The organism is Sanguibacter sp. Z6_81 (assembly GCF_057180625.1).
In genome coordinates, this window is sequence record NZ_JBXUFV010000004.1 from 307,460 (window position 1) to 333,960 (window position 26,501).

General features: G+C 66.5%; 32 protein-coding genes. All 32 read left to right on the plus strand.

The window, feature by feature from the left end; genetic code table 11:
• Window positions 1-36: 36 nt before the first annotated feature.
• Window positions 37-3,549 carry a DNA-directed RNA polymerase subunit beta gene (gene rpoB, locus AC2AXK_RS12390; protein ID WP_484345681.1) on the plus strand — a complete coding sequence of 1,171 codons (3,513 nt, stop codon included), beginning with the start codon at window positions 37-39 and terminating at the stop codon, window positions 3,547-3,549.
• A gap of 126 nt (window positions 3,550-3,675) precedes the next feature.
• Complete coding sequence (locus tag AC2AXK_RS12395; RefSeq protein WP_484345682.1) at window positions 3,676-7,554, plus strand: DNA-directed RNA polymerase subunit beta'; 3,879 nt, start codon at window positions 3,676-3,678, stop codon at window positions 7,552-7,554.
• Window positions 7,555-8,041: 487 nt separating this feature from the next.
• Window positions 8,042-8,416 carry a 30S ribosomal protein S12 gene (rpsL, locus tag AC2AXK_RS12400; protein WP_066464686.1) on the plus strand — a complete coding sequence of 125 codons (375 nt, stop codon included), beginning with the start codon at window positions 8,042-8,044 and terminating at the stop codon, window positions 8,414-8,416.
• Window positions 8,416-8,886: a 30S ribosomal protein S7 gene (gene rpsG, locus AC2AXK_RS12405; RefSeq protein WP_484345683.1), complete on the plus strand. Its 471-nt coding sequence runs from the start codon at window positions 8,416-8,418 to the stop codon at window positions 8,884-8,886. The genes rpsL and rpsG overlap by 1 nt, the downstream gene beginning before the upstream one ends.
• A 110-nt stretch (window positions 8,887-8,996) precedes the next feature.
• Window positions 8,997-11,099, plus strand: coding sequence for an elongation factor G (fusA, locus tag AC2AXK_RS12410; protein ID WP_484345684.1), 2,103 nt, complete (start codon window positions 8,997-8,999; stop codon window positions 11,097-11,099).
• A gap of 127 nt (window positions 11,100-11,226) precedes the next feature.
• Window positions 11,227-12,417 (plus strand): elongation factor Tu, encoded by a 1,191-nt coding sequence (gene tuf / locus AC2AXK_RS12415; RefSeq protein WP_484345685.1) that lies wholly within the window; start codon window positions 11,227-11,229, stop codon window positions 12,415-12,417.
• A 485-nt stretch (window positions 12,418-12,902) separates the two neighbouring features.
• On the plus strand, window positions 12,903-13,211 hold the full coding sequence (rpsJ, locus tag AC2AXK_RS12420; protein ID WP_019146773.1) for a 30S ribosomal protein S10: 309 nt from the start codon (window positions 12,903-12,905) through the stop codon (window positions 13,209-13,211).
• A gap of 19 nt (window positions 13,212-13,230) precedes the next feature.
• Complete coding sequence (gene rplC, locus AC2AXK_RS12425; protein WP_484345686.1) at window positions 13,231-13,890, plus strand: 50S ribosomal protein L3; 660 nt, start codon at window positions 13,231-13,233, stop codon at window positions 13,888-13,890.
• Between the two features lie 5 nt (window positions 13,891-13,895).
• A complete protein-coding gene (rplD, locus tag AC2AXK_RS12430) occupies window positions 13,896-14,600 on the plus strand; it encodes a 50S ribosomal protein L4 (protein ID WP_484345687.1) in 705 nt (234 codons plus the stop codon).
• Window positions 14,597-14,902, plus strand: a complete 306-nt coding sequence (gene rplW / locus AC2AXK_RS12435) for a 50S ribosomal protein L23 (RefSeq protein WP_484345688.1) — start codon at window positions 14,597-14,599, stop codon at window positions 14,900-14,902. Before rplD ends, rplW begins: the two co-directional genes overlap by 4 nt.
• A 32-nt stretch (window positions 14,903-14,934) precedes the next feature.
• Window positions 14,935-15,777, plus strand: a complete 843-nt coding sequence (rplB, locus tag AC2AXK_RS12440) for a 50S ribosomal protein L2 (RefSeq protein WP_484345689.1) — start codon at window positions 14,935-14,937, stop codon at window positions 15,775-15,777.
• A 14-nt stretch (window positions 15,778-15,791) separates the two neighbouring features.
• The gene (gene rpsS, locus AC2AXK_RS12445) at window positions 15,792-16,073 is read left to right on the plus strand and encodes a 30S ribosomal protein S19 (RefSeq protein WP_484345690.1); all 282 of its coding nucleotides are present in this window, start codon (window positions 15,792-15,794) and stop codon (window positions 16,071-16,073) included.
• Window positions 16,074-16,131: 58 nt separating this feature from the next.
• Window positions 16,132-16,503, plus strand: a complete 372-nt coding sequence (rplV, locus tag AC2AXK_RS12450; protein WP_484345691.1) for a 50S ribosomal protein L22 — start codon at window positions 16,132-16,134, stop codon at window positions 16,501-16,503.
• Window positions 16,503-17,336, plus strand: coding sequence for a 30S ribosomal protein S3 (gene rpsC, locus AC2AXK_RS12455; protein WP_484345692.1), 834 nt, complete (start codon window positions 16,503-16,505; stop codon window positions 17,334-17,336). Before rplV ends, rpsC begins: the two co-directional genes overlap by 1 nt.
• Before the next feature lie 3 nt (window positions 17,337-17,339).
• The gene (gene rplP / locus AC2AXK_RS12460) at window positions 17,340-17,759 is read left to right on the plus strand and encodes a 50S ribosomal protein L16 (RefSeq protein ID WP_484345693.1); all 420 of its coding nucleotides are present in this window, start codon (window positions 17,340-17,342) and stop codon (window positions 17,757-17,759) included.
• Window positions 17,759-17,998, plus strand: coding sequence for a 50S ribosomal protein L29 (gene rpmC / locus AC2AXK_RS12465; protein ID WP_484345694.1), 240 nt, complete (start codon window positions 17,759-17,761; stop codon window positions 17,996-17,998). The genes rplP and rpmC overlap by 1 nt, the downstream gene beginning before the upstream one ends.
• 7 nt (window positions 17,999-18,005) lie before the next feature.
• The gene (gene rpsQ, locus AC2AXK_RS12470; RefSeq protein WP_484345695.1) at window positions 18,006-18,308 is read left to right on the plus strand and encodes a 30S ribosomal protein S17; all 303 of its coding nucleotides are present in this window, start codon (window positions 18,006-18,008) and stop codon (window positions 18,306-18,308) included.
• 141 nt (window positions 18,309-18,449) lie between these two features.
• Window positions 18,450-18,818, plus strand: coding sequence for a 50S ribosomal protein L14 (rplN, locus tag AC2AXK_RS12475; RefSeq protein ID WP_198732596.1), 369 nt, complete (start codon window positions 18,450-18,452; stop codon window positions 18,816-18,818).
• A 2-nt stretch (window positions 18,819-18,820) separates the two neighbouring features.
• Window positions 18,821-19,171, plus strand: coding sequence for a 50S ribosomal protein L24 (rplX, locus tag AC2AXK_RS12480; RefSeq protein ID WP_484345696.1), 351 nt, complete (start codon window positions 18,821-18,823; stop codon window positions 19,169-19,171).
• On the plus strand, window positions 19,171-19,740 hold the full coding sequence (gene rplE / locus AC2AXK_RS12485) for a 50S ribosomal protein L5 (protein ID WP_484345697.1): 570 nt from the start codon (window positions 19,171-19,173) through the stop codon (window positions 19,738-19,740). Before rplX ends, rplE begins: the two co-directional genes overlap by 1 nt.
• Before the next feature lies 1 nt (window position 19,741).
• Window positions 19,742-19,927 carry a type Z 30S ribosomal protein S14 gene (locus tag AC2AXK_RS12490; protein ID WP_012867931.1) on the plus strand — a complete coding sequence of 62 codons (186 nt, stop codon included), beginning with the start codon at window positions 19,742-19,744 and terminating at the stop codon, window positions 19,925-19,927.
• A 75-nt stretch (window positions 19,928-20,002) separates the two neighbouring features.
• Complete coding sequence (rpsH, locus tag AC2AXK_RS12495; protein ID WP_484345698.1) at window positions 20,003-20,401, plus strand: 30S ribosomal protein S8; 399 nt, start codon at window positions 20,003-20,005, stop codon at window positions 20,399-20,401.
• Window positions 20,402-20,425: 24 nt separating this feature from the next.
• Complete coding sequence (gene rplF / locus AC2AXK_RS12500; RefSeq protein ID WP_484345699.1) at window positions 20,426-20,965, plus strand: 50S ribosomal protein L6; 540 nt, start codon at window positions 20,426-20,428, stop codon at window positions 20,963-20,965.
• Between the two features lie 2 nt (window positions 20,966-20,967).
• Window positions 20,968-21,339 carry a 50S ribosomal protein L18 gene (rplR, locus tag AC2AXK_RS12505; RefSeq protein WP_484345700.1) on the plus strand — a complete coding sequence of 124 codons (372 nt, stop codon included), beginning with the start codon at window positions 20,968-20,970 and terminating at the stop codon, window positions 21,337-21,339.
• A gap of 40 nt (window positions 21,340-21,379) precedes the next feature.
• Window positions 21,380-22,045, plus strand: coding sequence for a 30S ribosomal protein S5 (rpsE, locus tag AC2AXK_RS12510; RefSeq protein WP_484345701.1), 666 nt, complete (start codon window positions 21,380-21,382; stop codon window positions 22,043-22,045).
• Entirely contained in the window at window positions 22,045-22,227 is a 183-nt protein-coding gene (gene rpmD, locus AC2AXK_RS12515) for a 50S ribosomal protein L30 (protein WP_348592434.1), read from the plus strand. Before rpsE ends, rpmD begins: the two co-directional genes overlap by 1 nt.
• A gap of 2 nt (window positions 22,228-22,229) precedes the next feature.
• Window positions 22,230-22,829, plus strand: coding sequence for a 50S ribosomal protein L15 (gene rplO / locus AC2AXK_RS12520; RefSeq protein ID WP_484345702.1), 600 nt, complete (start codon window positions 22,230-22,232; stop codon window positions 22,827-22,829).
• A gap of 205 nt (window positions 22,830-23,034) precedes the next feature.
• Window positions 23,035-24,324 carry a preprotein translocase subunit SecY gene (gene secY / locus AC2AXK_RS12525; RefSeq protein WP_484345703.1) on the plus strand — a complete coding sequence of 430 codons (1,290 nt, stop codon included), beginning with the start codon at window positions 23,035-23,037 and terminating at the stop codon, window positions 24,322-24,324.
• The gene (locus AC2AXK_RS12530; protein WP_484345704.1) at window positions 24,321-24,911 is read left to right on the plus strand and encodes an adenylate kinase; all 591 of its coding nucleotides are present in this window, start codon (window positions 24,321-24,323) and stop codon (window positions 24,909-24,911) included. The genes secY and AC2AXK_RS12530 overlap by 4 nt, the downstream gene beginning before the upstream one ends.
• A 15-nt stretch (window positions 24,912-24,926) precedes the next feature.
• The gene (map, locus tag AC2AXK_RS12535; RefSeq protein ID WP_484345705.1) at window positions 24,927-25,757 is read left to right on the plus strand and encodes a type I methionyl aminopeptidase; all 831 of its coding nucleotides are present in this window, start codon (window positions 24,927-24,929) and stop codon (window positions 25,755-25,757) included.
• Between the two features lie 212 nt (window positions 25,758-25,969).
• On the plus strand, window positions 25,970-26,191 hold the full coding sequence (infA, locus tag AC2AXK_RS12540) for a translation initiation factor IF-1 (RefSeq protein WP_024286981.1): 222 nt from the start codon (window positions 25,970-25,972) through the stop codon (window positions 26,189-26,191).
• A 79-nt stretch (window positions 26,192-26,270) separates the two neighbouring features.
• Entirely contained in the window at window positions 26,271-26,384 is a 114-nt protein-coding gene (rpmJ, locus tag AC2AXK_RS12545; protein WP_018682809.1) for a 50S ribosomal protein L36, read from the plus strand.
• The last annotated feature ends 117 nt before the right edge of the window (window positions 26,385-26,501 follow it).

Genomic DNA, 26,501 nt, shown 5'->3' on the forward strand with positions numbered 1-26,501 from the left:
AACAGCGTGCACTCGAACCGCAGGGAAGGACCCCTCTTGGCTGCCTCGCGCACCCCTTCTGCTCCGTCCGCCGACGCGATCGCGAACCGCACCGCGTCTCGGCGCGTCTCCTTCGCCAAGATCTTCGAACCGCTCGAGGTCCCCGACCTCCTCGGTCTCCAGACCGAGAGCTTCGACTGGCTCCTCGGGAACGACAAGTGGCGCGCCCGCGTCGCTGCCGCCAACGAGAGCGGCCGCCAGGACGTCCCCGCGACCTCCGGGCTGGAGGAGATCTTCGAGGAGATCTCCCCGATCGAGGACTTCGGCTCGTCGATGTCCCTCTCGTTCTCCAACCACCGCTTCGAGCCGCCCAAGCACACGGCCGAGGAGTGCAAGGAGAAGGACTTCACCTACGCCGCGCCGCTGTTCGTCACGGCCGAGTTCTTCAACTACAACACCGGTGAGATCAAGAGCCAGACGGTCTTCATGGGCGACTTCCCGCTCATGACCGCCCGCGGCACCTTCATCATCAACGGCACCGAGCGCGTGGTCGTCTCGCAGCTCGTCCGTTCGCCCGGCGTCTACTTCGAGCGCGCCGCCGACAAGACGAGCGACAAGGACATCTTCTCCGCGAAGATCATCCCGTCCCGCGGTGCCTGGCTCGAGTTCGAGATCGACAAGCGGGACGCCGTCGGCGTCCGCGTCGACCGCAAGCGCAAGCAGTCCGTGACGGTGCTGCTCAAGGCGCTCGGCCTCACCGAGTCCGAGATCCGGGAGGAGTTCGCCGACTTCCCGTCGATCCTCGACACCCTCGAGAAGGACCACGTCACCACGGCGGAAGAGGCCCTCGTGGACCTCTACCGCAAGATCCGTCCGGGCGAGCCGCCGACGGTCGAGGCCGGCCGCTCGCTCCTCGAGAACTTCTACTTCAACTCCAAGCGCTACGACCTCGCGAAGGTCGGCCGCTACAAGGTGAACAAGAAGCTCGGCATCGACGCGCCCCTGAGCGACTCGGTCCTCACCGTGACGGACATCGTCGCGACGATCAAGTACCTCGCTGCGCTGCACGCCGACGCTGCCACGATCCCCGGCACCAAGAACGGTGAGGCGATCGAGGTCCGCGTCGAGACCGACGACATCGACCACTTCGGCAACCGTCGTATCCGCGCCGTGGGCGAGCTCATCCAGAACCAGGTCCGGACCGGCCTGTCCCGCATGGAGCGCGTCGTTCGCGAGCGGATGACGACGCAGGACGTCGAGGCGATCGCGCCGCAGACCCTCATCAACATCCGCCCGGTCGTGGCGTCGATCAAGGAGTTCTTCGGCACCTCGCAGCTGTCGCAGTTCATGGACCAGAACAACCCGCTCGCCGGACTGACGCACAAGCGTCGCCTGTCCGCGCTGGGCCCGGGTGGTCTGTCCCGTGACCGCGCCGGCATGGAGGTCCGTGACGTCCACCCGTCGCACTACGGACGCATGTGCCCCATCGAGACCCCTGAGGGCCCGAACATCGGCCTCATCGGTTCGCTCGCGTCGTTCGGCCGGATCAACCCGTTCGGGTTCATCGAGACGCCGTACCGCAAGGTCGAGAACGGTCGCGTGAGCGACGAGGTCGTCTACCTCACCGCCGACGACGAGGACCGCTTCGTCATCGCCCAGGCCAACACGGAGCTCGCTGCGGACAACTCGTTCGCCCAGGAGCGCGTGCTCGTGCGCACCAAGGGTGGAGAGACCGACGACATCCTCGGTTCGGCAGTGGACTACATGGACGTCTCGCCGCGCCAGATGGTGTCGGTCGCGACCGCGCTCATCCCGTTCCTCGAGCACGACGACGCCAACCGCGCGCTCATGGGCGCGAACATGCAGCGCCAGGCTGTCCCGCTGGTGCGCTCCGAGGCGCCGCTCGTCGGCACCGGTATGGAGCGCCGCGCTGCGATCGACGCCGGTGACGTCATCGTCGCGACGAAGCCGGGTGTCGTCACCGAGGTCTCCGCCGACCTCATCGTCGTCGCCAACGACGACGCCACGACGACGAGCTACCGCGTCGCCAAGTTCCGTCGCTCGAACCAGGGCACGTCGTACAACCAGCGCGTGCTGGTCGACGAGGGCGCCCGGGTCGAGATCGGCTCCGTGCTCGCCGACGGTCCTGCCACGGACGAGGGAGAGCTGGCCCTGGGCCGCAACCTCCTCGTGGCGTTCATGTCCTGGGAGGGCCACAACTACGAGGACGCGATCATCCTGTCGCAGCGCCTCGTGCAGGACGACGTCCTGTCCTCGATCCACATCGAGGAGCACGAGGTCGACGCCCGCGACACGAAGCTCGGGCCCGAGGAGATCACCCGGGACATCCCGAACGTCTCCGAGGACGTCCTCGCGGACCTCGACGAGCGCGGCATCATCCGCATCGGCGCCGAGGTCGGCTCCGGTGACGTGCTCGTCGGGAAGGTCACGCCCAAGGGCGAGACCGAGCTCACCCCGGAGGAGCGCCTCCTGCGCGCCATCTTCGGCGAGAAGGCTCGTGAGGTCCGCGACACGTCGCTCAAGGTTCCTCACGGGGAGTCCGGCACGGTCATCGGCGTCAAGGAGTTCCGTCGCGAGGACGGCGACGAGCTGCCCGCCGGCGTCAACGAGCTGGTTCGCGTCTACATCGCCCAGCGACGCAAGATCACCGCAGGTGACAAGCTCGCTGGTCGCCACGGGAACAAGGGCGTCATCTCGACGATCCTGCCGGTCGAGGACATGCCGTTCCTCGAGGACGGCACGCCCGTCGACATCGTCCTCAACCCGATGGGTGTCCCCGGACGCATGAACGTCGGTCAGGTGCTCGAGGTCCACCTCGGGTGGATCGCGGCACAGGGCTGGGACATCACGCTCGCCACGGAGGGTGACCTCTCCTGGAAGGACGACGTCCCGGAGATCGCGTCCAAGAGCGGACCGCGCAACCCCGTGGCGACGCCGGTCTTCGACGGCCTGCAGGAGAACGCGCTCAGCGGGCTCCTCACGAGCACCCTGCCCAACCGGGACGGCCAGCGCATGGTCCAGCCCGACGGCAAGGCGCGCCTGTTCGACGGCCGTTCCGGCGAGCCGTTCCCCGAGGCGGTGGCCGTCGGCTACATGTACATCCTCAAGCTCCACCACCTCGTGGACGACAAGATCCACGCACGGTCGACGGGCCCGTACTCGATGATCACCCAGCAGCCGCTCGGTGGTAAGGCGCAGTTCGGTGGCCAGCGGTTCGGCGAGATGGAGGTGTGGGCGCTCGAGGCGTACGGCGCCGCGTACACCCTCCAGGAGCTCCTGACGATCAAGTCGGACGACGTCCCCGGACGCGTGAAGGTCTACGAGGCCATCGTCAAGGGCGAGAACATCCCCGACTCGGGAATTCCTGAGTCCTTCAAGGTGCTCCTCAAGGAGATGCAGTCCCTCTGCCTGAACGTCGAGGTGCTCTCCAGCGACGGGACCTCGATCGAGATGCGCGAGTCCGACGACGACGTGTACCGCGCCGCCGAGGAGCTGGGGATCGACCTCTCCCGCCGGCCGAACGCGGCATCAAGCATCGACGAGATCTGACCTCGGCAGTGACGGGGACGCCGTGCGCGGCGTCCCCGTCACCCACCGACACCATGTAGTACCTCCACCGCGCCGGCCCGGGAACTGTCCCGGGGAAGGCCGGCAGACGAAGGAAGTAGGACCACCTTGCTCGACGTCAATGTCTTCGACGAGCTGCGTATCGGACTGGCAACAGCAGACGACATCCGTACCTGGTCGCACGGCGAGGTCAAGAAGCCCGAGACCATCAACTACCGCACGCTCAAGCCCGAGAAGGACGGCCTCTTCTGCGAGAAGATCTTCGGCCCCACCCGGGACTGGGAGTGCTACTGCGGCAAGTACAAGCGCGTGCGCTTCAAGGGCATCATCTGCGAGCGGTGTGGCGTCGAGGTCACGCGCTCCAAGGTGCGCCGTGAGCGCATGGGCCACATCGAGCTCGCCGCTCCCGTCACCCACATCTGGTTCTTCAAGGGTGTGCCGTCGCGCCTCGGCTACCTGCTCGACCTCGCCCCGAAGGACCTCGAGAAGGTCATCTACTTCGCGGCGTACATGATCACGTCGGTCGACGTCGACGGCCGGCAGGAAGACCTCCCGAACCTCCAGAACGAGATCGACCTGGAGCGCAAGGAGATCACCGACCGTCGGGACAACGACATCGAGATGCGCGCGCAGCGCCTCGAGGCGGACCTCGCTGCGCTCGAGGCCGAGGGCGCACGCGCTGACGCGCGCCGCAAGGTGCGCGACTCGGCCGAGCGCGAGATGGCGCAGATCCGCAAGCGTTCCGACGCGGAGCTCGACCGCCTCGAGCAGGTCTGGGACAAGTTCAAGAACCTCAAGGTCGCGGACCTCGAGGGTGACGAGATGCTCTACCGTGCCCTCCAGGACCGGTACGGCAACTACTTCGAGGGCTCGATGGGCGCTGCGGCGATCCAGAAGCGCCTCCAGGACTTCGACCTCGTCGCCGAGGCGGAGTCGCTGCGCGAGATCATCCGCAGCGGCAAGGGACAGCGCAAGACCCGTGCGCTCAAGCGCCTCAAGGTCGTCAACGCGTTCCTCACGACGACGAACTCGCCCACGGGCATGGTGCTCGACGCCGTCCCCGTCATCCCGCCGGACCTGCGTCCGATGGTCCAGCTCGACGGTGGCCGTTTCGCCACCTCGGACCTCAACGACCTCTACCGCCGCGTCATCAACCGCAACAACCGGTTGAAGCGTCTTCTCGACCTCGGTGCCCCCGAGATCATCGTCAACAACGAGAAGCGCATGCTGCAGGAGGCCGTGGACTCCCTCTTCGACAACGGGCGCCGTGGGCGCCCGGTGACCGGACCGGGCAACCGTCCGCTCAAGTCGATCTCCGACATGCTCAAGGGCAAGCAGGGGCGCTTCCGCCAGAACCTGCTCGGCAAGCGCGTCGACTACTCGGGCCGTTCGGTCATCGTCGTCGGCCCGCAGCTCAAGCTGCACCAGTGCGGTCTGCCCAAGCAGATGGCGCTCGAGCTCTTCAAGCCGTTCGTCATGAAGCGCCTCGTCGACCTCAACCACGCGCAGAACATCAAGAGCGCCAAGCGCATGGTCGAGCGTGCGAAGTCGGCCGTGTGGGACGTCCTCGAAGAGGTCATCACCGAGCACCCCGTGCTGCTCAACCGTGCACCCACCCTGCACCGCCTGGGTATCCAGGCGTTCGAGCCCCAGCTCGTCGAGGGCAAGGCCATCCACCTGCACCCGCTCGTCTGTGCGGCGTTCAACGCCGACTTCGACGGTGACCAGATGGCTGTGCACCTGCCGCTGTCCGCCGAGGCCCAGGCCGAGGCGCGCATCCTCATGCTCTCGAGCAACAACATCCTCAAGCCGTCCGACGGTCGCCCCGTGACCATGCCCTCCCAGGACATGATCATCGGTCTCTACCACCTGACGTCCGAGAAGGTCGACCCGATCGGCGAGGGCCGTGCGTTCAGCTCGGTGTCCGAGGCGATCATGGCCTTCGACGGCGGGAGCCTCGACCTCAACGCCCAGATCACGATCCGCATGGAGGACCTCGTCCCGCCGGTCTCGGACTTCGAGGCACCGGAGGGCTGGGAGCCGGGCACCCCGCTGCTGTTCAAGACGACCCTCGGCCGGGCGCTGTTCAACGAGCTGCTCCCTGTCGACTACCCGTACGTCAACTCGGTCGTCGACAAGAAGCGTCTGTCGCAGATCGTCAACGAGCTGGCCGAGACCTACCCGAAGGTCGAGGTCGCCGAGTCGCTCGACGCCCTCAAGGCCGCCGGCTTCCGGTGGGCGACCCGCTCCGGCATCACGATCGCCATCTCCGACGTCGCGACGCCTGCCGCCAAGGCAGGCATCCTCGAGGCGCACGAGGCGCGTGCGCTCAAGGTGCAGCAGCAGTTCGAGAAGGGTCTTATCACCGACGACGAGCGCCGTCAGGAGCTCATCGAGATCTGGACCAACGCGACCGACGAGGTCGCCACGGCCATGCGGGACAACTTCCCCGTGCGCAACACGGTCTACCGCATGGTGGGCTCGGGTGCTCGTGGTAACTGGATGCAGGTCCGCCAGATCGCCGGTATGCGTGGGCTCGTGGCGAACCCGAAGGGCGAGATCATCCCGCGCCCCATCAAGTCGAACTACCGCGAGGGCCTTTCGGTCCTCGAGTACTTCATCGCGACGCACGGTGCCCGTAAGGGTCTCGCGGACACCGCGCTGCGGACCGCCGACTCGGGGTACCTCACGCGTCGTCTCGTCGACGTCTCGCAGGACGTCATCGTCCGCGAGGAGGACTGCGGCACGGAGCGAGGCCTGACCCTCCCGGTGAGCGAGGACATCGGCAACGGTGTGCTCGTCCGCCACGAGAAGGTCGAGCAGAGCATCTACTCGCGCACGCTCGCGTCGCGGGTCGAGGTCGACGGTGTCGTTATCGGCGACGCCGGCGACGATGTCGGGGACGTGCTCATCGACGCGCTGCTCGCAGCCGGCGTGACCACGCTCAAGGTGCGCTCGGTCCTCACGTGCGAGTCCCGTGTCGGCACGTGTGCGAAGTGCTACGGCCGGTCGCTCGCGACGGGCAAGCTCGTCGACATCGGTGAGGCGGTCGGCATCATCGCCGCCCAGTCCATCGGTGAGCCCGGCACGCAGCTGACCATGCGTACGTTCCACACCGGTGGTGTGGCATCGGCCGACGACATCACGCAGGGTCTGCCGCGTGTCACGGAGCTCTTCGAGGCCCGCACCCCCAAGGGTGAGGCGCCGATCGCGGAGTTCTCCGGTCGGATCGCGATCGACGACACGGAGCGCACGCGCCGGCTCGTCCTCACCCCGGACGACGGGTCCGAGGAGATCGCCTACCCGGTGACGAAGCGGTCGCGTCTGCTCGTCGAGGACGGCCAGCACGTCGAGGTCGGTGAGCGGCTCGTGCAGGGTGCGGTGGACCCGAAGAAGGTCCTGCGCATCCTCGGCCCCCGTGCCACGCAGAAGCACCTCGTGGACGAGGTCCAGATGGTCTACCGCTCCCAGGGCGTGGACATCCACGACAAGCACATCGAGGTCATCGTGCGGCAGATGCTGCGGCGCGTGACGGTGCTCGACTCGGGCGACTCGATCCTCCTTCCCGGAGAGCTGGCCGAGCGTGGTCGCTTCGAGGACGCCAACCGGCGTGCCGTGGCCGAGGGTGGTCAGCCCGCCTCCGGCCGTCCGGAGCTCATGGGCATCACGAAGGCGTCGCTCGCGACCGACTCGTGGCTGTCGGCGGCGTCCTTCCAGGAGACGACGCGTGTCCTCACGGAGGCCGCGATGAGCGGGCGCCGGGACCCGCTGCTCGGCCTCAAGGAGAACGTCATCCTCGGAAAGCTCATCCCTGCCGGTACCGGCCTTCCGCGCTACGGCGACGTCAAGGTCGAGCCGACGGAGGAGGCCAAGGCAGAGCTGTACCCGAGCTTCGGGTACGACGAGATCGACTTCCCGGCGCTCGGCATGGGCTCCGGCGAGGCGATCCCGCTCGAGGACATCGACTTCGGTCCGGACTTCCGCTGAGGTCTGACGGAGCTTGACGACACGGGGCGGCTCTCCTGCGGGGGAGCCGCCCCGAGTCGTCCCCGCCCGACGTCTCACGCTCGACGGCGGGGGAGGAGCGGGTGGTCGTGTGACGTGCGACCTGACCTTTGACGATCTGGTCCTGCGCCGGTAAGGTGGGAAACCGTGCCCGTACTGTAGGGCTCTCATGTGAACGAGATCCACCCCGAAGGTCGCCGCGTGACTGATGTCGCGCCGGCTCGACCACGCGGGGAGGGCTCGGTCAGCGCCACCGGATCATCGGTGGGGCGCTGGGAGCGGCAGCGGCGGGCGTTCTCCGGTCCGGTGCACCAGTGCACAGGACCGGCCATCGAGCCGGTGGTACGTGGCGTATTGCAGCGAAGCTGCGGTGCCCTCGTGCACCCAGCCCGACTCAGTCCAGCAATATGTGCCAGTAGCAGCCACCACCGGGAACTCCCCGGTGAGCTCGAGTAGACACGGAGACGCAGTGCCCACGATTCAGCAGCTCGTCCGCAAGGGGCGGACATCGAAGGTCGGAAAGTCCAAGACCCCGGCCCTCAAGGGCTCCCCCCAGCGGCGCGGTGTGTGCACCCGCGTCTACACCACCACCCCGAAGAAGCCGAACTCAGCGCTCCGTAAGGTCGCCCGTGTGAAGCTCTCCTCCGGCGTCGAGGTCACTGCATACATCCCCGGTGTCGGCCACAACCTGCAGGAGCACTCCATCGTGCTCGTGCGCGGCGGTCGTGTGAAGGACCTCCCCGGCGTGCGCTACAAGGTCATCCGCGGCGCTCTCGACACCCAGGGTGTCAAGAACCGCAAGCAGGCTCGCAGCCGCTACGGCGCGAAGAAGGAGAAGAGCTGATGCCTCGTAAAGGCCCGGCCCCGAAGCGGCCCCTCATCGTCGACCCGGTCTACGGATCCCCGGTCGTCACTCAGCTGATCAACAAGGTTCTGCTCGACGGCAAGAAGTCGACCGCAGAGGCCATCGTCTACGGCGCGCTCGAGGGCGTGCGCGAGAAGACGGCAGGCGACCCCGTCGTCGTTCTCAAGCGCGCGCTCGAGAACATCCGCCCCGCGCTCGAGGTTCGCTCGCGCCGCGTGGGTGGAGCCACCTACCAGGTGCCCGTCGAGGTCCGCCCCGTGCGTTCCACCACGCTCGCGCTGCGCTGGCTCACCGACTACTCGCGCGCCCGCCGCGAGAAGACGATGACCGAGCGCCTCATGAACGAGATCCTCGACGCGAGCAACGGCCTCGGTGCCGCGGTCAAGCGCCGTGAGGACATGCACAAGATGGCCGAGTCCAACAAGGCCTTCGCGCACTACCGCTGGTGATGGCGTCGGCGCCCCGGGACCCGTCCCGGGGCGCCGCCCGTCCCGCGACGCCCTCGGCGTCCGACCAATCTTCTGTGCTCCATCCCCCACCCAGTAAGAGGTAAAACACCGTGGCACTTGACGTGCTGACCGACCTGAACAAGGTCCGCAACATCGGCATCATGGCCCACATCGATGCTGGCAAGACGACCACCACCGAGCGGATCCTCTTCTACACGGGGGTCAACTACAAGATCGGTGAGACGCACGACGGCGCCTCGACGATGGACTGGATGGAGCAGGAGCAGGAGCGCGGCATCACGATCACGTCCGCCGCGACGACCTGCTACTGGAAGAACAACCAGATCAACATCATCGACACCCCCGGGCACGTCGACTTCACCGTCGAGGTCGAGCGCTCGCTCCGTGTCCTGGACGGCGCAGTCGCCGTCTTCGACGGCAAGGAGGGCGTCGAGCCCCAGTCGGAGACCGTCTGGCGCCAGGCTGACAAGTACGACGTCCCGCGCATCTGCTTCGTCAACAAGATGGACAAGCTGGGCGCGGACTTCTACTTCACCGTCGACACGATCATCAACCGCCTCAAGGCGAAGCCGCTCGTGATCCAGCTCCCGATCGGCTCCGAGAACGACTTCATCGGTGTCGTCGACCTCGTCGAGCAGAAGGCCCTCGTGTGGCGCGGCGAGACCGCCCTCGGCGAGGAGTACTCCACCGAGGAGATCCCGGCTGACCTCGTCGAGAAGGCCGCGCAGTACCGCGCAGAGCTCATCGAGGCCGTCGCCGAGGCCAACGAGGAGCTTCTCGAGAAGTACCTCGGTGGCGAGGAGCCGACCGTCGCAGAGCTCAAGGCCGGTATCCGCGAGCTGACCATCCGTTCCGAGGCCTACCCGGTCCTGTGCGGCTCGGCGTTCAAGAACAAGGGCGTCCAGCCCATGCTCGACGCCGTCATCGACTACCTCCCGACGCCGCTCGACGTCCCCGCCATGCAGGGGCACGACGTCCGCGACGAGGAGATCGTCGTCGAGCGTCACCCCGACGCGACCGAGCCGTTCGCTGCGCTCGCGTTCAAGGTCGCCACGCACCCGTTCTTCGGCAAGCTCACCTACGTCCGCGTGTACTCCGGCAAGGTGTCGCAGGGCGCCCAGGTGCTCAACGCGACGAAGAACAAGAAGGAGCGCATCGGGAAGCTCTTCCAGATGCACTCCAACAAGGAGAACCCCGTCGAGGAGGCCACGGCCGGCCACATCTACGCGTTCATCGGGCTCAAGGACGTCACCACGGGTGACACCCTGTGCGACCTCGCGAACCCGGTCGTGCTCGAGTCGATGACGTTCCCCGAGCCCGTCATCTCCGTGGCGATCGAGCCGAAGACGAAGGGTGACCAGGAGAAGCTCTCCACGGCCATCCAGAAGCTCTCGGACGAGGACCCGACGTTCCAGGTCTCGCTCAACGTCGACACGGGTCAGACCGTGATCGCCGGGATGGGTGAGCTCCACCTCGACATCCTCGTCGACCGCATGCGGCGCGAGTTCAAGGTCGAGGCGAACGTCGGCAAGCCGCAGGTGGCGTACCGCGAGACGATCCGCAAGACGGTGGAGAAGATCGACTACACGCACAAGAAGCAGACCGGTGGATCCGGTCAGTTCGCCAAGGTGCAGATGTCGTTCGCTCCGCTGGACCCGGCCGAGGGCGAGCTCTACGTCTTCGAGAACAAGGTCAGCGGTGGCCGCATCCCCCGCGAGTACATCCCGAGCGTCGACGCCGGTATCCAGGCAGCGATGGAGCTCGGCGTGCTCGCCGGCTACCCGCTCGTCGGAATCAAGGCGACGCTGCTCGACGGCGCCTACCACGAGGTCGACTCCTCGGAGATGGCGTTCAAGATTGCTGGCTCGATGATCCTCAAGGAGGGCGTCCGGCGAGCGGACCCGGTTCTGCTGGAGCCGGTCATGGCGGTCGAGGTGCGGACCCCCGAGGACTACATGGGTGACGTGATCGGTGACATCAACTCCCGACGCGGCATGATCCAGTCCATGGAGGACGCCACGGGTGTGAAGGTCATCCGCGCACTCGTCCCTCTGTCAGAGATGTTCGGGTACATCGGTGACCTGCGGTCGAAGACCCAGGGCCGCGCCGTGTACTCGATGCAGTTCGACAGCTACTCCGAGGTTCCTCGGAACGTTGCCGAAGAGATCATCAAGAAGACCCGGGGCGAGTGAGTCCCCACAGGTCGAACTGTAGTATCAAGACCATCAACCTGTAGCGACCCGCACGCCCAGCAGGGGCGGCTCTACGAGCCGCGCCTGCATCGTTCGGCACAACTACCCAAGTCCCAGGAGGACCCCAGTGGCGAAGGCCAAGTTCGAGCGGACCAAGCCGCACGTCAACATCGGTACCATCGGTCACGTTGACCACGGTAAGACGACGCTGACGGCAGCGATCTCGAAGGTGCTGCACGACAAGTACCCGGACCTGAACCCCGAGTTCAAGTTCGACGACATCGACAAGGCTCCGGAAGAGAAGCAGCGCGGTATCACGATCAACATCGCGCACATCGAGTACGAGACGGAGAAGCGTCACTACGCTCACGTCGACGCTCCCGGTCACGCTGACTACATCAAGAACATGATCACCGGTGCCGCGCAGATGGACGGCGCGATCCTCGTCGTCGCCGCCACGGACGGCCCGATGGCTCAGACCCGTGAGCACGTTCTGCTCGCCCGCCAGGTCGGCGTTCCCTACCTGCTGGTCGCGCTCAACAAGGCCGACATGGTCGACGACGAGGAGATCCTCGAGCTCGTCGAGATGGAGGTGCGCGAGCTCCTCTCCGCGCAGGGCTTCGACGGTGACAACGCTCCTGTCGTCCGCGTGTCGGGCCTCAAGGCGCTCGAGGGCGACGCCACCTGGACCAAGTCGGTCGAGGAGCTCCTCGAGGCTGTCGACGAGAACGTGCCGGACCCGGTCCGTGACCTCGACAAGCCGTTCCTCATGCCGATCGAGGACGTCTTCACGATCACCGGTCGTGGAACCGTCGTCACCGGAAAGGTCGACCGCGGTCGCCTCACGGTGAACTCCGAGGTGGAGATCGTCGGTATCCGTCCCGCTCAGAAGACCACGGTCACGGGCATCGAGACGTTCCACAAGTCCATGGACGAGGCACAGGCCGGCGACAACACCGGTCTCCTCCTGCGTGGCATCAAGCGCGAGGACGTCGAGCGCGGCCAGGTCGTCGTGAAGCCGGGTTCCATCACCCCGCACACGAACTTCGAGGCTCGCGTCTACATCCTCGGCAAGGACGAGGGCGGGCGTCACAACCCGTTCTACTCGAACTACCGTCCGCAGTTCTACTTCCGGACCACGGACGTCACCGGTGTCATCACGCTGCCCGAGGGCACCGAGATGGTCATGCCCGGCGACAACACCGAGATGAGCGTCGAGCTCATCCAGCCGATCGCGATGGAAGAGGGCCTCGGCTTCGCCATCCGTGAGGGTGGCCGTACGGTCGGATCGGGCCAGGTCACGAAGATCGTCAAGTGACGTTGATCTTCTGAGCTGACACGCTCGCACACCGGGAGCCCGGTCGCCTGACGGCGGCCGGGCTCTTGTGCGTCCGGCCGCCGGCAGGGCTCGCTGCGGCGCTGTGACGTCGTCGTCCGGCGCCAGGGTTGGCCTTTTGGGCGTCGGCGTGTCAGACTACTCAGGTTGCCTGTTGCGGGTGCGCTCATTCAAATGTCGAACAGTGTGTTGAACAGCTGGCCCTCCGGGCCGTTCTGCGTGTTGAACTCTCTGGACGACTGACAGATTGAGGTGCCGCGGAACACCTGTTCCACACAGGCGAGAGACGTTGCGATTCGGTTCTGCACCGTCGGGCACTGAGAAGGGCCTGCGGCAGCGGTTCGATTCACATATCCAACGATCCTGCACCACCGAGTGGTGCTGCGCGAGTGTGTGTCGCCCAGTGCGACACGCCCGAGTGCGGGGGTCGGAAGCTAGCGGTTCGAGAGAGAGAGTCAGACGACGCCATGGCGGGACAAAAGATCCGCATCCGGCTCAAGTCCTACGACCACGAGGTCATCGACAGTTCGGCACGCAAGATCGTCGACACGGTGACACGCGCTGGTGCGACGGTCGTGGGCCCGGTGCCGTTGCCGACGGAGAAGAACGTATTCGTTGTGATTCGTTCGCCTCACAAGTACAAGGACAGCCGCGAGCACTTTGAAATGCGCACGCACAAGCGGCTCATCGACATCATCGATCCCACGCCGAAGGCGGTCGACTCGCTCATGCGCCTCGACCTGCCCGCGGACGTGAACATCGAGATCAAGCTCTGAGACTGGGAAGGACATACACATGACTACCCAGCAGAACGAGCGGCCCGTGACGGCCGTGCTCGGCACCAAGCTCGGGATGACCCAGGTCTGGAACGAGGCAGGACGCCTCGTCCCCGTGACCGTGGTCCAGGTCGGCACCAACGTGGTGACCCAGATCCGTACCGCTGAGGTTGACGGCTACACCGCCGTGCAGCTCGCGTACGGGCAGATCGACCCGCGCAAGGTGACGCAGCCTCTGAAGGGTCACTTCGAGAAGGCCGGAGTCACTCCGCGCCGCCACGTGACCGAGATCCGCACGTCCGACGCTGGCGAGTACAACCTCGGCCAGGAGCTCACCGCTGAGGCCTTCGAGGCCGGGAGCGTCGTCGACGTCATCGGGACGACCAAGGGAAAGGGCTTTGCCGGCGTCATGAAGCGGCACGGCTTCCACGGCGTTGGCGCCTCCCACGGTTCGCACCGTAACCACCGCAAGCCCGGCTCGATCGGTGGGGCCTCGACCCCGTCGCGCGTGTTCAAGGGTGTGCGCATGGCTGGTCGGATGGGCGTTGACCGTCAGACCACGCAGAACCTGACCGTTCACGCGGTCGACGCCGAGAAGGGTCTGCTGCTCGTCAAGGGCGCGGTTCCCGGTCCTAAGGGCGGCGTCGTCCTCGTGCGTAGTGCCGCGAAGGGTGCGTGAGACGCATGTCTGAAACGCTGACCGTCGACGTCATCGACGCCACCGGTGCGAAGGCCGGCACTGCCGAGCTTCCCGCCGAGGTGTTCGACGTCCAGACGAACATCCCGCTCATCCACCAGGTCGTTGTCGCGCAGCTTGCTGCAGCCCGTCAGGGCACGCACAGCACCAAGAACCGCGGCGAGGTCCGCGGTGGTGGACGCAAGCCGCACAAGCAGAAGGGGACCGGCCGCGCCCGTCAGGGTTCGACCCGTGCTCCGCAGTTCACGGGTGGTGGAGTGGTCCACGGACCGACGCCCCGCGACTACTCGCAGCGGACTCCCAAGAAGATGAAGGTCGCGGCTCTCCGCGGCGCTCTGTCCGACCGGGCTCGCAACGGCCGCGTCCACGTGGTCACCGGCTTCGGTATCGACGGAGTCCCGTCGACCAAGCAGGCGCTCGCCTCGCTCGCCAACCTCGCGCCGCGCAAGAACGTGCTCGTGGTGCTCGAGCGCGGCGACGACGTGACCGTGCGGTCGCTGCAGAACGCCGAGCAGGTGCACCTCCTGGTCGCTGACCAGCTCAACACGTACGACGTGCTCATCTCGGACGACGTCGTCTTCACGCAGGGCGCGCTGAACTCCTTCCTGGCGGGTCCCGCCAAGGGTGGTTCGGTCAAGGCCGTCGCGACCGAGTCCGAGTCGGCAGAGTTGGCCAAGGAGGACGCGAAGTGACGACCACAGTCCAGAAGGACCCCCGCGACATCGTGATCGCGCCGGTCCTGTCGGAGAAGAGCTACGGGCTGCTCGACGAGGGGAAGTACACCTTCCTCGTCGACCCGCGAGCGAACAAGACAGAGATCAAGATCGCGGTCGAGAAGATTTTCGACGTGAAGGTTGACTCGGTCAACACGATCAACCGCAAGGGCAAGTCCCGGCGGACCCGTTTCGGTACCGGCAAGCGTAAGGACACCAAGCGTGCAATCGTCTCCCTCCACGAGGGATCGATTGACATGTTCGGTGGCCCCGTCGGCTGAGCCGGCCGAGAGCAGATTGAGGATAGATCCCCATGGGAATCCGTAAGTACAAGCCGACTACGCCCGGACGCCGCGGCTCCAGCGTTGCCGACTTCGTCGAGATCACGCGCTCGGAGCCGGAGAAGTCGCTGGTTCGGCCCCTGTCGAAGACCGGTGGACGCAACAGTTCCGGACGCATCACCACCCGCCACAAGGGTGGTGGCCACAAGCGTGCCTACCGCGTCATCGACTTCCGTCGCCACGACAAGGACGGCGTGCCCGCGAAGGTCGCTCACATCGAGTACGACCCCAACCGGACCGCCCGCATCGCGCTCCTGCACTACGCAGACGGCGAGAAGCGCTACATCATCGCCCCGAACAAGCTGCGTCAGGGCGACATGATCGAGAACGGCGCCGGCGCGGACATCAAGCCGGGCAACAACCTGCCGCTCCGCAACATCCCGACCGGTACGGTCATCCACGCCATCGAGCTCAAGCCCGGCGGCGGCGCGAAGATCGCCCGTTCCGCGGGTGCCTCGGTGCAGCTCGTCGCGAAGGACGGCCCCTACGCCCAGCTGCGTATGCCGTCCGGTGAGATCCGCAACGTGGACCTCCGCTGCCGGGCCACCGTCGGCGAGGTCGGCAACGCCGAGCAGTCGAACATCAACTGGGGCAAGGCCGGCCGCATGCGCTGGAAGGGCAAGCGCCCGACCGTCCGTGGTGTCGCCATGAACCCGATCGACCACCCGCACGGTGGTGGAGAGGGCAAGACGTCCGGTGGACGTCACCCGGTCAGCCCCTGGGGCCAGGCCGAGGGGCGCACGCGTCGTCCCAACAAGGCGAGCGACAAGCTCATCGTGCGTCGCCGTCGTTCCGGCAAGAACAAGAAGCGTTGATAGGAGCCTGACTGATGCCACGCAGCCTGAAGAAGGGCCCCTTCGTCGACGGACACCTCCAGAAGAAGGTGGACGTACAGAACGAGAAGGGGACCAAGAACGTAATCAAGACCTGGTCCCGTCGGTCGCTCATCACGCCCGATTTCCTTGGTCACACCTTTGCCGTGCACGACGGTCGCAAGCACACGCCTGTCTTCGTCACCGAGTCGATGGTCGGGCACAAGCTCGGCGAGTTCGCTCCGACGCGGACGTTCCGTGGCCACGTGAAGGACGACAAGAAGGGCCGTCGCCGCTGACCCCCGGGTCAGTTGCGACGACCTCACGGTCATGACGAAACAAGAAGGCAGGACAGCAATGGAAGCCAAGGCGCAGGCGCGGTTCGTCCGCGTCACGCCCCAGAAGGCCCGGCGCGTCGTGGATCTCATCCGTGGCAAGCAGGCCGCTGAGGCTGTCGCGGTGCTGAAGTTCGCACCGCAGGCCGCGAGCGACCCGATCCTCAAGGTCGTGCAGAGCGCGATCGCGAACGCTCGGGTCAAGGCAGACCGGGCGAGCGAGGCGTTCGACGAGCAGCAGCTCTTCGTCTCCGCTGCGTTCGTCGACGAGGGACCTACCCTCAAGCGGTTCCGCCCGCGTGCACAGGGGCGTGCCAGCCAGATCCTCAAGCGGACCAGCCACATCACCGTGGTTGTCGCTCCGCGCGAAGACACGAAGGGAAGGGCCCGATAGTGGGACAGAAGGTTCACCCGCACGGGTACCGTCTCGGGATCACCACCGACCACCGCTCGCGATGGTTCGCCGACAGCACGAAGGTCGGCCAGCGCTACCGCGACTACGTCCGCGAGGACGTCCAGATCCGCAAGCTCATGGCGACCGGTCTCGAGCGCGCAGGAATCTCGAAGGTCGAGATCGAGCGCACCCGTGACCGCGTCCGCGTCGACATCCACACGGCCCGTCCGGGCATCGTGATCGGCCGTCGAGGCGCTGAGGCCGACCGTATCCGCGGCGAGCTCGAGAAGCTCACCGGCAAGCAGGTCCAGCTCAACATCCTCGAGGTCAAGAACGCTGAGATCGACTCCCAGCTCGTGGCCCAGGGGATCGCGGAGCAGCTCGCGAGCCGTGTCTCGTTCCGACGGGCGATGCGCAAGGGCATGCAGTCTGCCCAGCGTGCCGGCGCGAAGGGCATCCGTGTCCAGTGCTCCGGTCGTCTCGGCGGCGCTGAGATGAGCCGTAGCGAGTTCTACCGCGAGGGCCGTGTGCCGCTGCACACGCTCCGCGCGAACATCGACTACGGGTTCTTCGAGGCCCGCACCACGTTCGGTCGTATCGGCGTCAAGGTGTGGATCTACAAGGGCGACATGACCGAGAAGGAGTTCGCTGCACAGCAGGCGACGCAGGCGCCCCGCGCCCCGCGTGGTGGCCCCCGCGGCGAGCGTCCGGCTCGTGGCGGTCGTCCGCCCCGCACCGAGCGTCCGGCCGCAGCCGAGACGCCCGCCCAGGCAGGTCAGGCTCCTGTTGGACAGGACGCTGCGCCCGCCGCCGAAACCGGAACGGAGGCCTGAGCGATGCTTATCCCGCGCAGGCTCAAGCACCGCAAGCAGCACCACCCCGGGCGCTCCGGCGCCGCGACGGGTGGGACCACGATCGCGTTCGGCGAGTACGGCATCCAGGCTCTCGAGCCCGCCTACGTGACGAACCGTCAGATCGAGGCTGCTCGTATCGCCATGACCCGCCACATCAAGCGTGGTGGCAAGGTCTGGATCAACATCTACCCCGACCGTCCGCTGACCAAGAAGCCGGCGGAGACCCGAATGGGTTCAGGTAAGGGTTCCCCCGAGTGGTGGATCGCGAACGTCAAGCCGGGGCGGATCGTCTTCGAGCTCGCCGGCGTCGACGAGCCCCTGGCCCGTGAGGCCATGCGGCGCGCGATCCACAAGCTCCCGATGAAGTGCCGTTTCGTGGTGCGCGAGGGTGGTGGCAACTGATGGCTATCGGTAGCAAGGACCTGGCTCCCAGTGAGCTGGACGGTCTCGACAACGACCAGATCGTTGCCGAGCTCGAGAAGGCCAAGAAGGAGCTCTTCAACCTCCGTTTCCAGTCGGCCACCGGCCAGCTGGAGAGCCACGGGCGACTCAAGGCTGTTCGTCGCGACATCGCGCGGATCTACACGATCCTGCGCGAGCGCGAGCTCGGCATCCGTACCGCACCGAGCGTGAGTGAGTGAGGCTGACATGAGCGAGAACGTGACTGGAGCAGCAGCTTCAGAGCAGGAAGTCGCCGCCGCCCGGCCGAACCGCAAGACGCGGCGCGGCTACGTGGTGAGTGACAAGATGGACAAGACCGTCGTCATCGAGGTCGAAGACCGGGTCAAGCACCCGCTCTACGGTAAGGTGATCCGGCGCACCAGCAAGGTCAAGGCGCACGACGAGCAGAACTCTGCTGGTGTCGGCGACCTCGTCCTCATCATGGAGACCCGCCCGCTGTCCGCGACCAAGCGGTGGCGCCTGGTGGAGATTCTCGAGAAGGCCAAGTAGTCCTCTGCTGCTCGGGGGACGGGTCCGGCACCGCCGGACCCGTCCCCGGGCAGCGCCCGGTCTTACTGCAGTGCTTGACAGTTATCCGTTCGGCAAGGCTCGCACCGTGCGAGAACCAGCTCGACGACAGGAGTTCATTACATGATCCAGCAGGAGTCGCGACTACGTGTCGCCGACAACACGGGCGCCAAGGAGATCCTTTGCATCCGCGTTCTCGGGGGCTCGGGCCGTCGCTACGCCGGTATCGGTGACACCATTGTCGCCACCGTCAAGGACGCCATCCCCGGCGGCAACGTCAAGAAGGGCGATGTGGTCAAGGCCGTCATCGTCCGGACCGCCAAGGAGCGCCGCCGTCCCGACGGTTCCTACATCAAGTTCGACGAGAACGCTGCCGTCATCCTCAAGAACGACGGTGAGCCCCGCGGAACCCGCATCTTCGGCCCGGTGGGCCGCGAGCTGCGCGACAAGAAGTTCATGAAGATCATCTCGCTGGCGATGGAGGTGCTCTGACCATGGCGAAGATCAAGAAGGGCGACACGGTGATCGTGATCGCCGGCCGCGACAAGGGCAAGACCGGGCGCGTCCTCGAGGTCCTCACGGACTCCGACCGCGTCATCGTCGAGGGCGTCCAGCGTGTGACCAAGCACGTCAAGGTCGGCCAGAGCCAGCGTGGGACCCGCACGGGTGGGATCGAGACCGTCGAGGCCCCGATCCACATCAGCAACGTGCAGTTCTACGACGCTGAGGCCAAGCGTGGCAAGCGGCTCGGTGCGCGCACCGAGCAGGTTGAGCGCGACGGTCGTACCCGCACGGTGCGCGTTCGCGTGACCCGTGGTCACGGCGACACCGAGAAGGACATCTGATGAGCACCGAGACGTACGCAAAGGCTCAGCCGCGCCTCAAGGCGCGCTACGCCGAGGAGATTCTTCCCGGGCTCCGCGAGGAGTTCGGCCACGCCAACGTCAACCAGGTTGCTGGCCTGACCAAGATCGTGGTCAACATGGGTGTCGGTGACGCAGCGAAGGACTCGAAGCTGATCGAGGGCGCCATCCGCGACCTCACGGCGATCACGGGTCAGAAGCCCCAGGTCACCAAGGCACGCAAGTCCATCGCACAGTTCAAGCTGCGTGAAGGGATGCCGATCGGCGCGCACGTCACGCTCCGCGGCGACCGCATGTGGGAGTTCGCTGACAGGCTCCTGTCGATCGCCCTCCCGCGTATCCGTGACTTCCGTGGGCTCTCGCCCAAGCAGTTCGACGGGCACGGCAACTACACGTTCGGTCTCACCGAGCAGGCGATGTTCCACGAGATCGATCCCGACAAGATCGACCGCGTGCGCGGAATGGACATCACGGTAGTGACGACCGCAACCACAGACGCCGAGGGCCGTTCGCTTCTCAAGCGTCTCGGCTTCCCCTTCAAGGAGAACTGACATGGCGAAGAAGGCCCTGGTCAACAAGGCCGCCGCGAAGCCCAAGTTCGCGGTGCGCGCCTACACCCGGTGCCAGAAGTGCGGTCGCCCGCACTCTGTCTACCGCAAGTTCGGACTCTGCCGTATCTGCGTGCGCGAGATGGCGCACCGCGGTGAGCTTCCCGGCGTCACGAAGAGCAGCTGGTAACAACTACGTCGCAGGTCCAGGGCGCGCCCGAGCGGTGCGTGCTGGATACCCCGGCGAGGAAGGGCTGAAGCCCAAATGACAATGACCGACCCGATCGCAGACATGCTTACGCGTCTGCGTAACGCGAACTCGGCTTACCACGACACGGTCACCATGCCGTTCTCGAAGCTGAAGTCGCACATTGCTGAGATTCTGCAGGCCGAGGGATACATCACCGGCTGGAAGGTCGAGGACGCGCCCGTGGGCAAGTACCTCACCATCGAGCTGAAGTTCGGACCTAACCGCGAGCGTTCGCTCGCGGGCGTGCGACGGGTGTCCAAGCCCGGTCTGCGCGTGTACGCGAAGTCCACCAACCTGCCCAAGGTGCTCGGTGGCCTCGGCGTGGCGATCCTGTCCACGTCGTCCGGCCTCCTCACCGACCGTCAGGCCGCAAAGAAGGGCGTGGGTGGGGAAGTCCTCGCCTACGTCTGGTAATCGAGAGACGGAGAGGAGATAGCCATGTCCCGTATCGGCAAAGTCCCCGTCCCGGTTCCTTCCGGAGTGGACGTCACCATCAGCGGCGCACTCGTGACGATCAAGGGCCCCAAGGGTTCGATCGAGCACGTCGTGCCTGCCCCCATCGAGGTCACGCGTAGCGAGGACGGCTCCCTTGTGGTTGCCCGTCCGGACGACGAGCGTGCATCGCGTTCGTTGCACGGCCTGACTCGCACCCTCCTGGCGAACATCATCACCGGTGTCACCGAGGGCTACGAGAAGAAGCTTGAGATCGTCGGCACGGGTTACCGCGTCACCGCGAAGGGCTCCGACCTGGAGTTCGCGCTCGGTTTCAGCCACCCCGTCGTCATCACGCCCCCCGAGGGCATCGCCTTCGCTGTCGAGGCCCCGACCAAGTTCTCGGTCAGCGGCATCAGCAAGCAGCAGGTGGGCGAGGTCGCTGCGAACATCCGCAAGATCCGCAAGCCGGAGCCCTACAAGGGCAAGGGTGTGCGCTACGCCGGCGAAGTTGTCCGCCGCAAGGCCGGAAAGGCTGGTAAGTAACCATGGCTCTCAAGATCATGGGCAAGGGCAAGGCTGTCGCGCGTCAGCGCCGCCACCTCCGCCTGCGCAAGAAGGTCTCAGGCACGGCTCTCCGGCCGCGCCTGGTGGTTACGCGTTCCGCTCGCCACATCACGGCGCAGGTCGTCGACGACACCGTCGGCAAGACCGTCGCCTACGCATCCACCATGGAGGCGGACCTCCGGGCCGCCGAGGGGGACAAGAGCGCCAAGGCTCGTCGGGTCGGCGAGCTCGTCGCCGAACGCGCGAAGGCACTTGGCATCGAAGCGGTCGTCTTCGACCGCGGCGGCAACAAGTACCACGGCCGGGTGGCAGCAGTCGCCGACGGGGCCCGCGAAGGCGGTCTGGCCCTGTGATGACGCGAACCACCTCCGCATCGAAGCAAAGGACTCTCTGATGGCTGCAGGGCAGCGCAGCACCACCGGCGCCCCCACGGGCGGCGCCACCACTGAGAACAACGATCGCCGCAACAACGACCGCCGCGGTGGCGGTCGTGGCGACGGTCGCCGCGGTGACGCCGCCGAGAAGAGCGCTTTCGTCGAGCGCGTCGTCACCATCAACCGGGTCGCCAAGGTCGTCAAGGGTGGTCGTCGCTTCAGCTTCACCGCGCTCGTCGTGGTGGGCGATGGCGACGGAACCGTCGGCGTCGGCTACGGCAAGGCCAAGGAGGTGCCCGCGGCGATCGCCAAGGGCGTCGAGGAAGCGAAGAAGAACTTCTTCAAGGTTCCTCGCATCCAGGGCACGGTGCCGCACCCCATCACGGGTGAGGCAGCGGCAGGCGTGGTGTTCCTGCGCCCCGCCGCTCCGGGTACCGGTGTGATCGCCGGCGGTCCGGTCCGTGCAGTGCTCGAGTGCGCCGGTATCCACGACGTGCTGTCGAAGTCGCTCGGTTCCTCCAACGCGATCAACATCGTCCACGCGACGGTCGCGGCGCTCCGGGGCCTCGAGCTCCCGGAGGCTGTTGCTGCTCGTCGTGGCCTGCCGCTCGAGGACGTCGCGCCCCACGCGATGCTCCGGGCACAGGCGGCCGGCAAGGCTGCGGCAGCTGGGGTAGGTGCATGATGGCCCGTCTCAAGGTGACCCAGCTCAAGTCCGCCATCGGCGGCAAGCAGAATCAACGCGACACCCTGCGCACGCTGGGCCTCAAGCGGATCGGCGACACCGCCGTGAAGGAAGACCGCCCTGAGATCCGCGGGATGGTCGCGACGGTGGCGCACCTCGTCGCCGTCGAGGAGGTCGAGTAACCATGGCTGAGAAGTCGAAGAAGGACGCTGCGGTCGAGGCCGCAGACGCTCCTGTGAAGAAGAAGGCAGCCCCGAAGAAGGCTGCGACGACGAAGGCTGCGACGACCGAGAAGGCGGCCCCCAAGGCCGCTGCCGCGGACGTCGCTCCTCTGGGCGCTGGTGGCACCCTCAAGGTTCACCACCTGCGTCCCGCCCCGGGCGCGAAGACGGCCAAGACGCGCGTCGGTCGCGGCCAGGGCTCGAAGGGCAAGACTGCGGGTCGCGGAACCAAGGGAACGAAGTCTCGTTACCAGGTCCGCCCCGGCTTCGAGGGTGGCCAGATGCCGCTGCACATGCGGCTTCCGAAGCTCCGTGGCTTCAAGAACCCGTTCAGGACCGAGTACCAGGTCGTCAACCTCGACAAGCTCTCCGCGCTGTACCCCGAGGGTGGCTCCGTCACCGTCGAGGACCTCGTGGCGAAGGGCGCGGTCCGCAAGGGCCAGCTCGTCAAGGTTCTCGGGACCGGTGAGGTGACCGTGAAGCTTGCGGTCTCGGTGGATGCCCTCTCGGGTTCCGCCAAGGACAAGATCCTTGCCGCTGGTGGTTCCGTCTCGGAGGACTGAGACACACAGCAGGGCCGGTCGCGCGCAGCGCAACCGGCCCTGCTTCTTTGTCCAGAGCTCAACAGCTCGAGAGCTCGAGGTGAACTGATTCCCGTGCACCACGCCACAGCGGATAAGGTTCGTGGGGTGCCGGCGGACCGGCGCCTTCTCACCCGCCGGCTCGCCGGTGATCACACACCCGCCACCGGCGGACCAGGAGGAATAGATGCTCAGCGCATTCGCTCGGGCGTTTCGGACGCCTGACCTGCGGCGCAAGCTGCTGTTCACGATCATGATCATGGCGCTGTTCCGCGTCGGTTCCTTCGTGCCGTCGCCCGGCGTCGACTACGGGAACGTGCAGCAGTGTCTCGCTGCGGGTGGCACGAGCGACATCCTCGGTCTCGTCAACCTGTTCAGCGGGGGAGCGCTGCTCCAGCTCTCGATCTTCGCGCTCGGGATCATGCCGTACATCACGGCCAGCATCATCGTGCAGCTGCTCCGGGTGGTCATCCCCCGTTTCGAGGCGCTGCACAAGGAGGGCCAGTCCGGGACCGCGAAGCTCACGCAGTACACGCGGTACCTGACGATCGCTCTCGCGGTCCTCCAGGCCACGACCTACGTGACGATGGCACGGACCGGACAGCTGCTGCCGGGCTGTGACGTCATCCCGAACGACAGCTTCATGGCGTCGCTGCTCATCGTCATCACGATGACCGCCGGGTCCGGCCTCATCATGTGGCTGGGTGAGCTCATCAGTGAGCGGGGCGTGGGCAACGGCATGTCGCTGCTGATCTTCACGTCCATCGCAGCGAGCTTCCCGCCCGCGCTCTGGTCGATCGCCGGCGGCAACGACGGCGCCACGAAGTTCATCGTGGTCCTGCTCATCTCGCTCCTCATCGTCGTGCTCGTGGTGTTCGTCGAGCAGTCGCAGCGGCGTATCCCCGTGCAGTATGCGAAGCGCATGGTCGGTCGCAAGATGTACGGCGGTTCCAGCACGTACATCCCGATCAAGATCAACATGGCTGGCGTCATCCCCGTCATCTTCGCGTCGTCGCTGCTCGCGGTACCCGGCCTCATCGCGCAGTTCGCCGCGCCCGAGGCCGGCTGGGTGGTCTGGGTCCAGGCGAACGTCGTGAACACTGGCGCTCCGCTGCACATCGCGCTGTACGTCGCGCTCATCCTCTTCTTCTGCTTCTTCTACACGGCGATCACGTTCAACCCGGACGAGGTTGCCGACAACATGAAGAAGTACGGCGGCTTCGTCCCCGGTATCCGTGCCGGGCGGCCGACCGCCGAGTACCTCGACTACGTCATCACGCGCATCACCTCCGCCGGTTCGGTGTACCTCGCGCTGGTCGCGCTGATCCCCACGATCGCCTTCCTCGCGCTGGACATCTCGACGAACATCCCGTTCGGCGGTACCTCCATCCTCATCATCGTCGGCGTCGGTCTCGAGACTGTGAAGCAGATCGACTCGCAGCTCCAGCAGCGCCACTACGAAGGGTTCTTGCGATGAGCGCACGGCTCGTACTCCTCGGTCCGCCCGGAGCGGGCAAGGGCACCCAGGCCGCTCGGCTCGCGTCACGTCTCGGTGTCGAGGCGATCTCCACGGGCGACATCTTCCGGAGCAACATCAAGGGCGGGACGGAGCTGGGGCTGCTGGCCCAGCAGTACACCGCGAAGGGTGAGCTCGTCCCGGACGAGGTCACCAATGCGATGGTCCGCGACAAGCTCGCGTCGATGGTCTCCGGAGCGCCGGAGGACCTCGGGTTCATCCTCGACGGGTACCCCCGCAACGTCGCGCAGGTCGGAGAGCTGGACGCGATCCTTGACGAGCTCGGTGTCCGGCTCGACGCGGCGGTCGAGCTCACGGCGGATGCCGACGTGGTGGCTGAGCGGCTGCTCAAGCGTGCTGCGCTGGAAGGCCGGGACGACGACACGGAAGAGGTCATCCGCCATCGCCTGACGGTGTACACGGAGCAGACCGCTCCGATTGCGGCGGTGTACGAGCAGCGTGACGCGCTCGTCCGGGTCGACGGCCTGGGTGAGGTCGACGAGGTCACCGACCGCCTGCTGGCAACCCTCGCGCACGCGATCGGCTGAAGGGCGGGGGAGCGGATGTTCGGCCGGGACCGCATCGAGTACAAGACCCCCGCGCAGATAGCCGTCATGCGACGTGCGGGACTGGTCGTCGCCGAGGCGCTCAGCGCCGTGCGCGAGTCCGCGCAGCCGGGGATCACGACCGCGGAGCTCGATGCCGTCGCCGCCTCGGCCATCGCGCGTGCTGGTGCGACGTCCTCGTTCTTCGGGTACCACGGGTATCCCGCGACCGTGTGCATCTCCGTGAACGACGAGGTGGTCCACGGGATCCCCGGCGCGCGCACGCTGGAGGCGGGCGACCTGGTCTCGGTCGACTGCGGCGCCGTCGTGGACGGCTGGCACGGCGACTCGGCGGTGTCCTTCGTGCTCGGCGAGGGCTCGCCTGCCGACGAGGCCCTCGTAGCGGCGACGGAGGCCGCGATGTGGGCGGGAATAGCCGCTCTGGCGACAAGCTCCCGGGTGTGCGACGTGGGAGAGGCCATCGAGCGCTCGATCGTCGCGTCGGGGGAGTCCGACGGGACCCGGTACGGGATCGTGCAGGAGTACGTCGGGCACGGCATCGGCTCGTCGATGCACCAGGCACCGGACGTTCCCAACTTCCGGACGCGTGAGCGCGGTCCCCGGTTGCGGCATGGGATGTGTCTCGCCGTGGAGCCCATGGTGACCCGGGGCGAACCTTCGACGCAGGTGTGCGAGGACGACTGGACGGTCGTCACGAGCGATGGTTCTCGGGCTGCGCACTGGGAGCACAGCGTCGCTCTGCTGGAGTCCGGCGTGCTCGTGCTCACCGAGCCCGACGGTGGCGCTGCCCGGCTCGCCGGCCTCGGCCTCACCCCCGCCCTCGTCTGACGATCTCCTCTGACCGGCCGCCGCTGCGGTCAGGCCGACGTCAGCGGCGGTTTACGCGCCCTCGGACATGCCGTAGGATGGTCCGTTGGGTGTGTAGTGCTAGCGCGCTGCCACCGCCAATCCACGTCAGACCGTTGCCACGCGTGCTTCGTGCGCGCTGGGTGAGCGGTGTGGTCGTGGGCAGGAGTTCGTCACGAGAGTTAGCGGAGGATATGGCGAAGAAGGACGGTGTCATCGAGATCGAGGGCAGCGTGGTCGAGGCACTGCCGAACGCGATGTTCCGCGTGGAGCTTGCCAACGGCCACCGGGTGCTCGCTCACATCTCGGGCAAGATGCGTCAGCACTACATCCGAATCCTCCCTGAGGACCGGGTGGTCGTTGAGCTGAGCCCGTACGACTTGTCCCGTGGCCGGATCGTCTACCGCTACAAGTAACCACCACTCGAACAACGCTGCCTAGCGAGCGGGGGACCGTCGTCCCCGTGCGTCGGGATGCGGCGGCGGAGGAACCACGATGAAGGTCAACCCCAGCGTCAAGAAGATCTGCGACAAGTGCAAGGTGATTCGCCGGCACGGTCGCGTCATGGTCATCTGCGAGAACCTGCGTCACAAGCAGCGCCAGGGCTGACGCCCTGGGACTACTCGTCCCGGTTCGGACAGTACGACCAGTGCCCCCCTCGTCCTCGGGGTGAGCACGACCAGCGCATCACCACCGGATCGACACGGCCCAGCCGGCGTCGGTCCG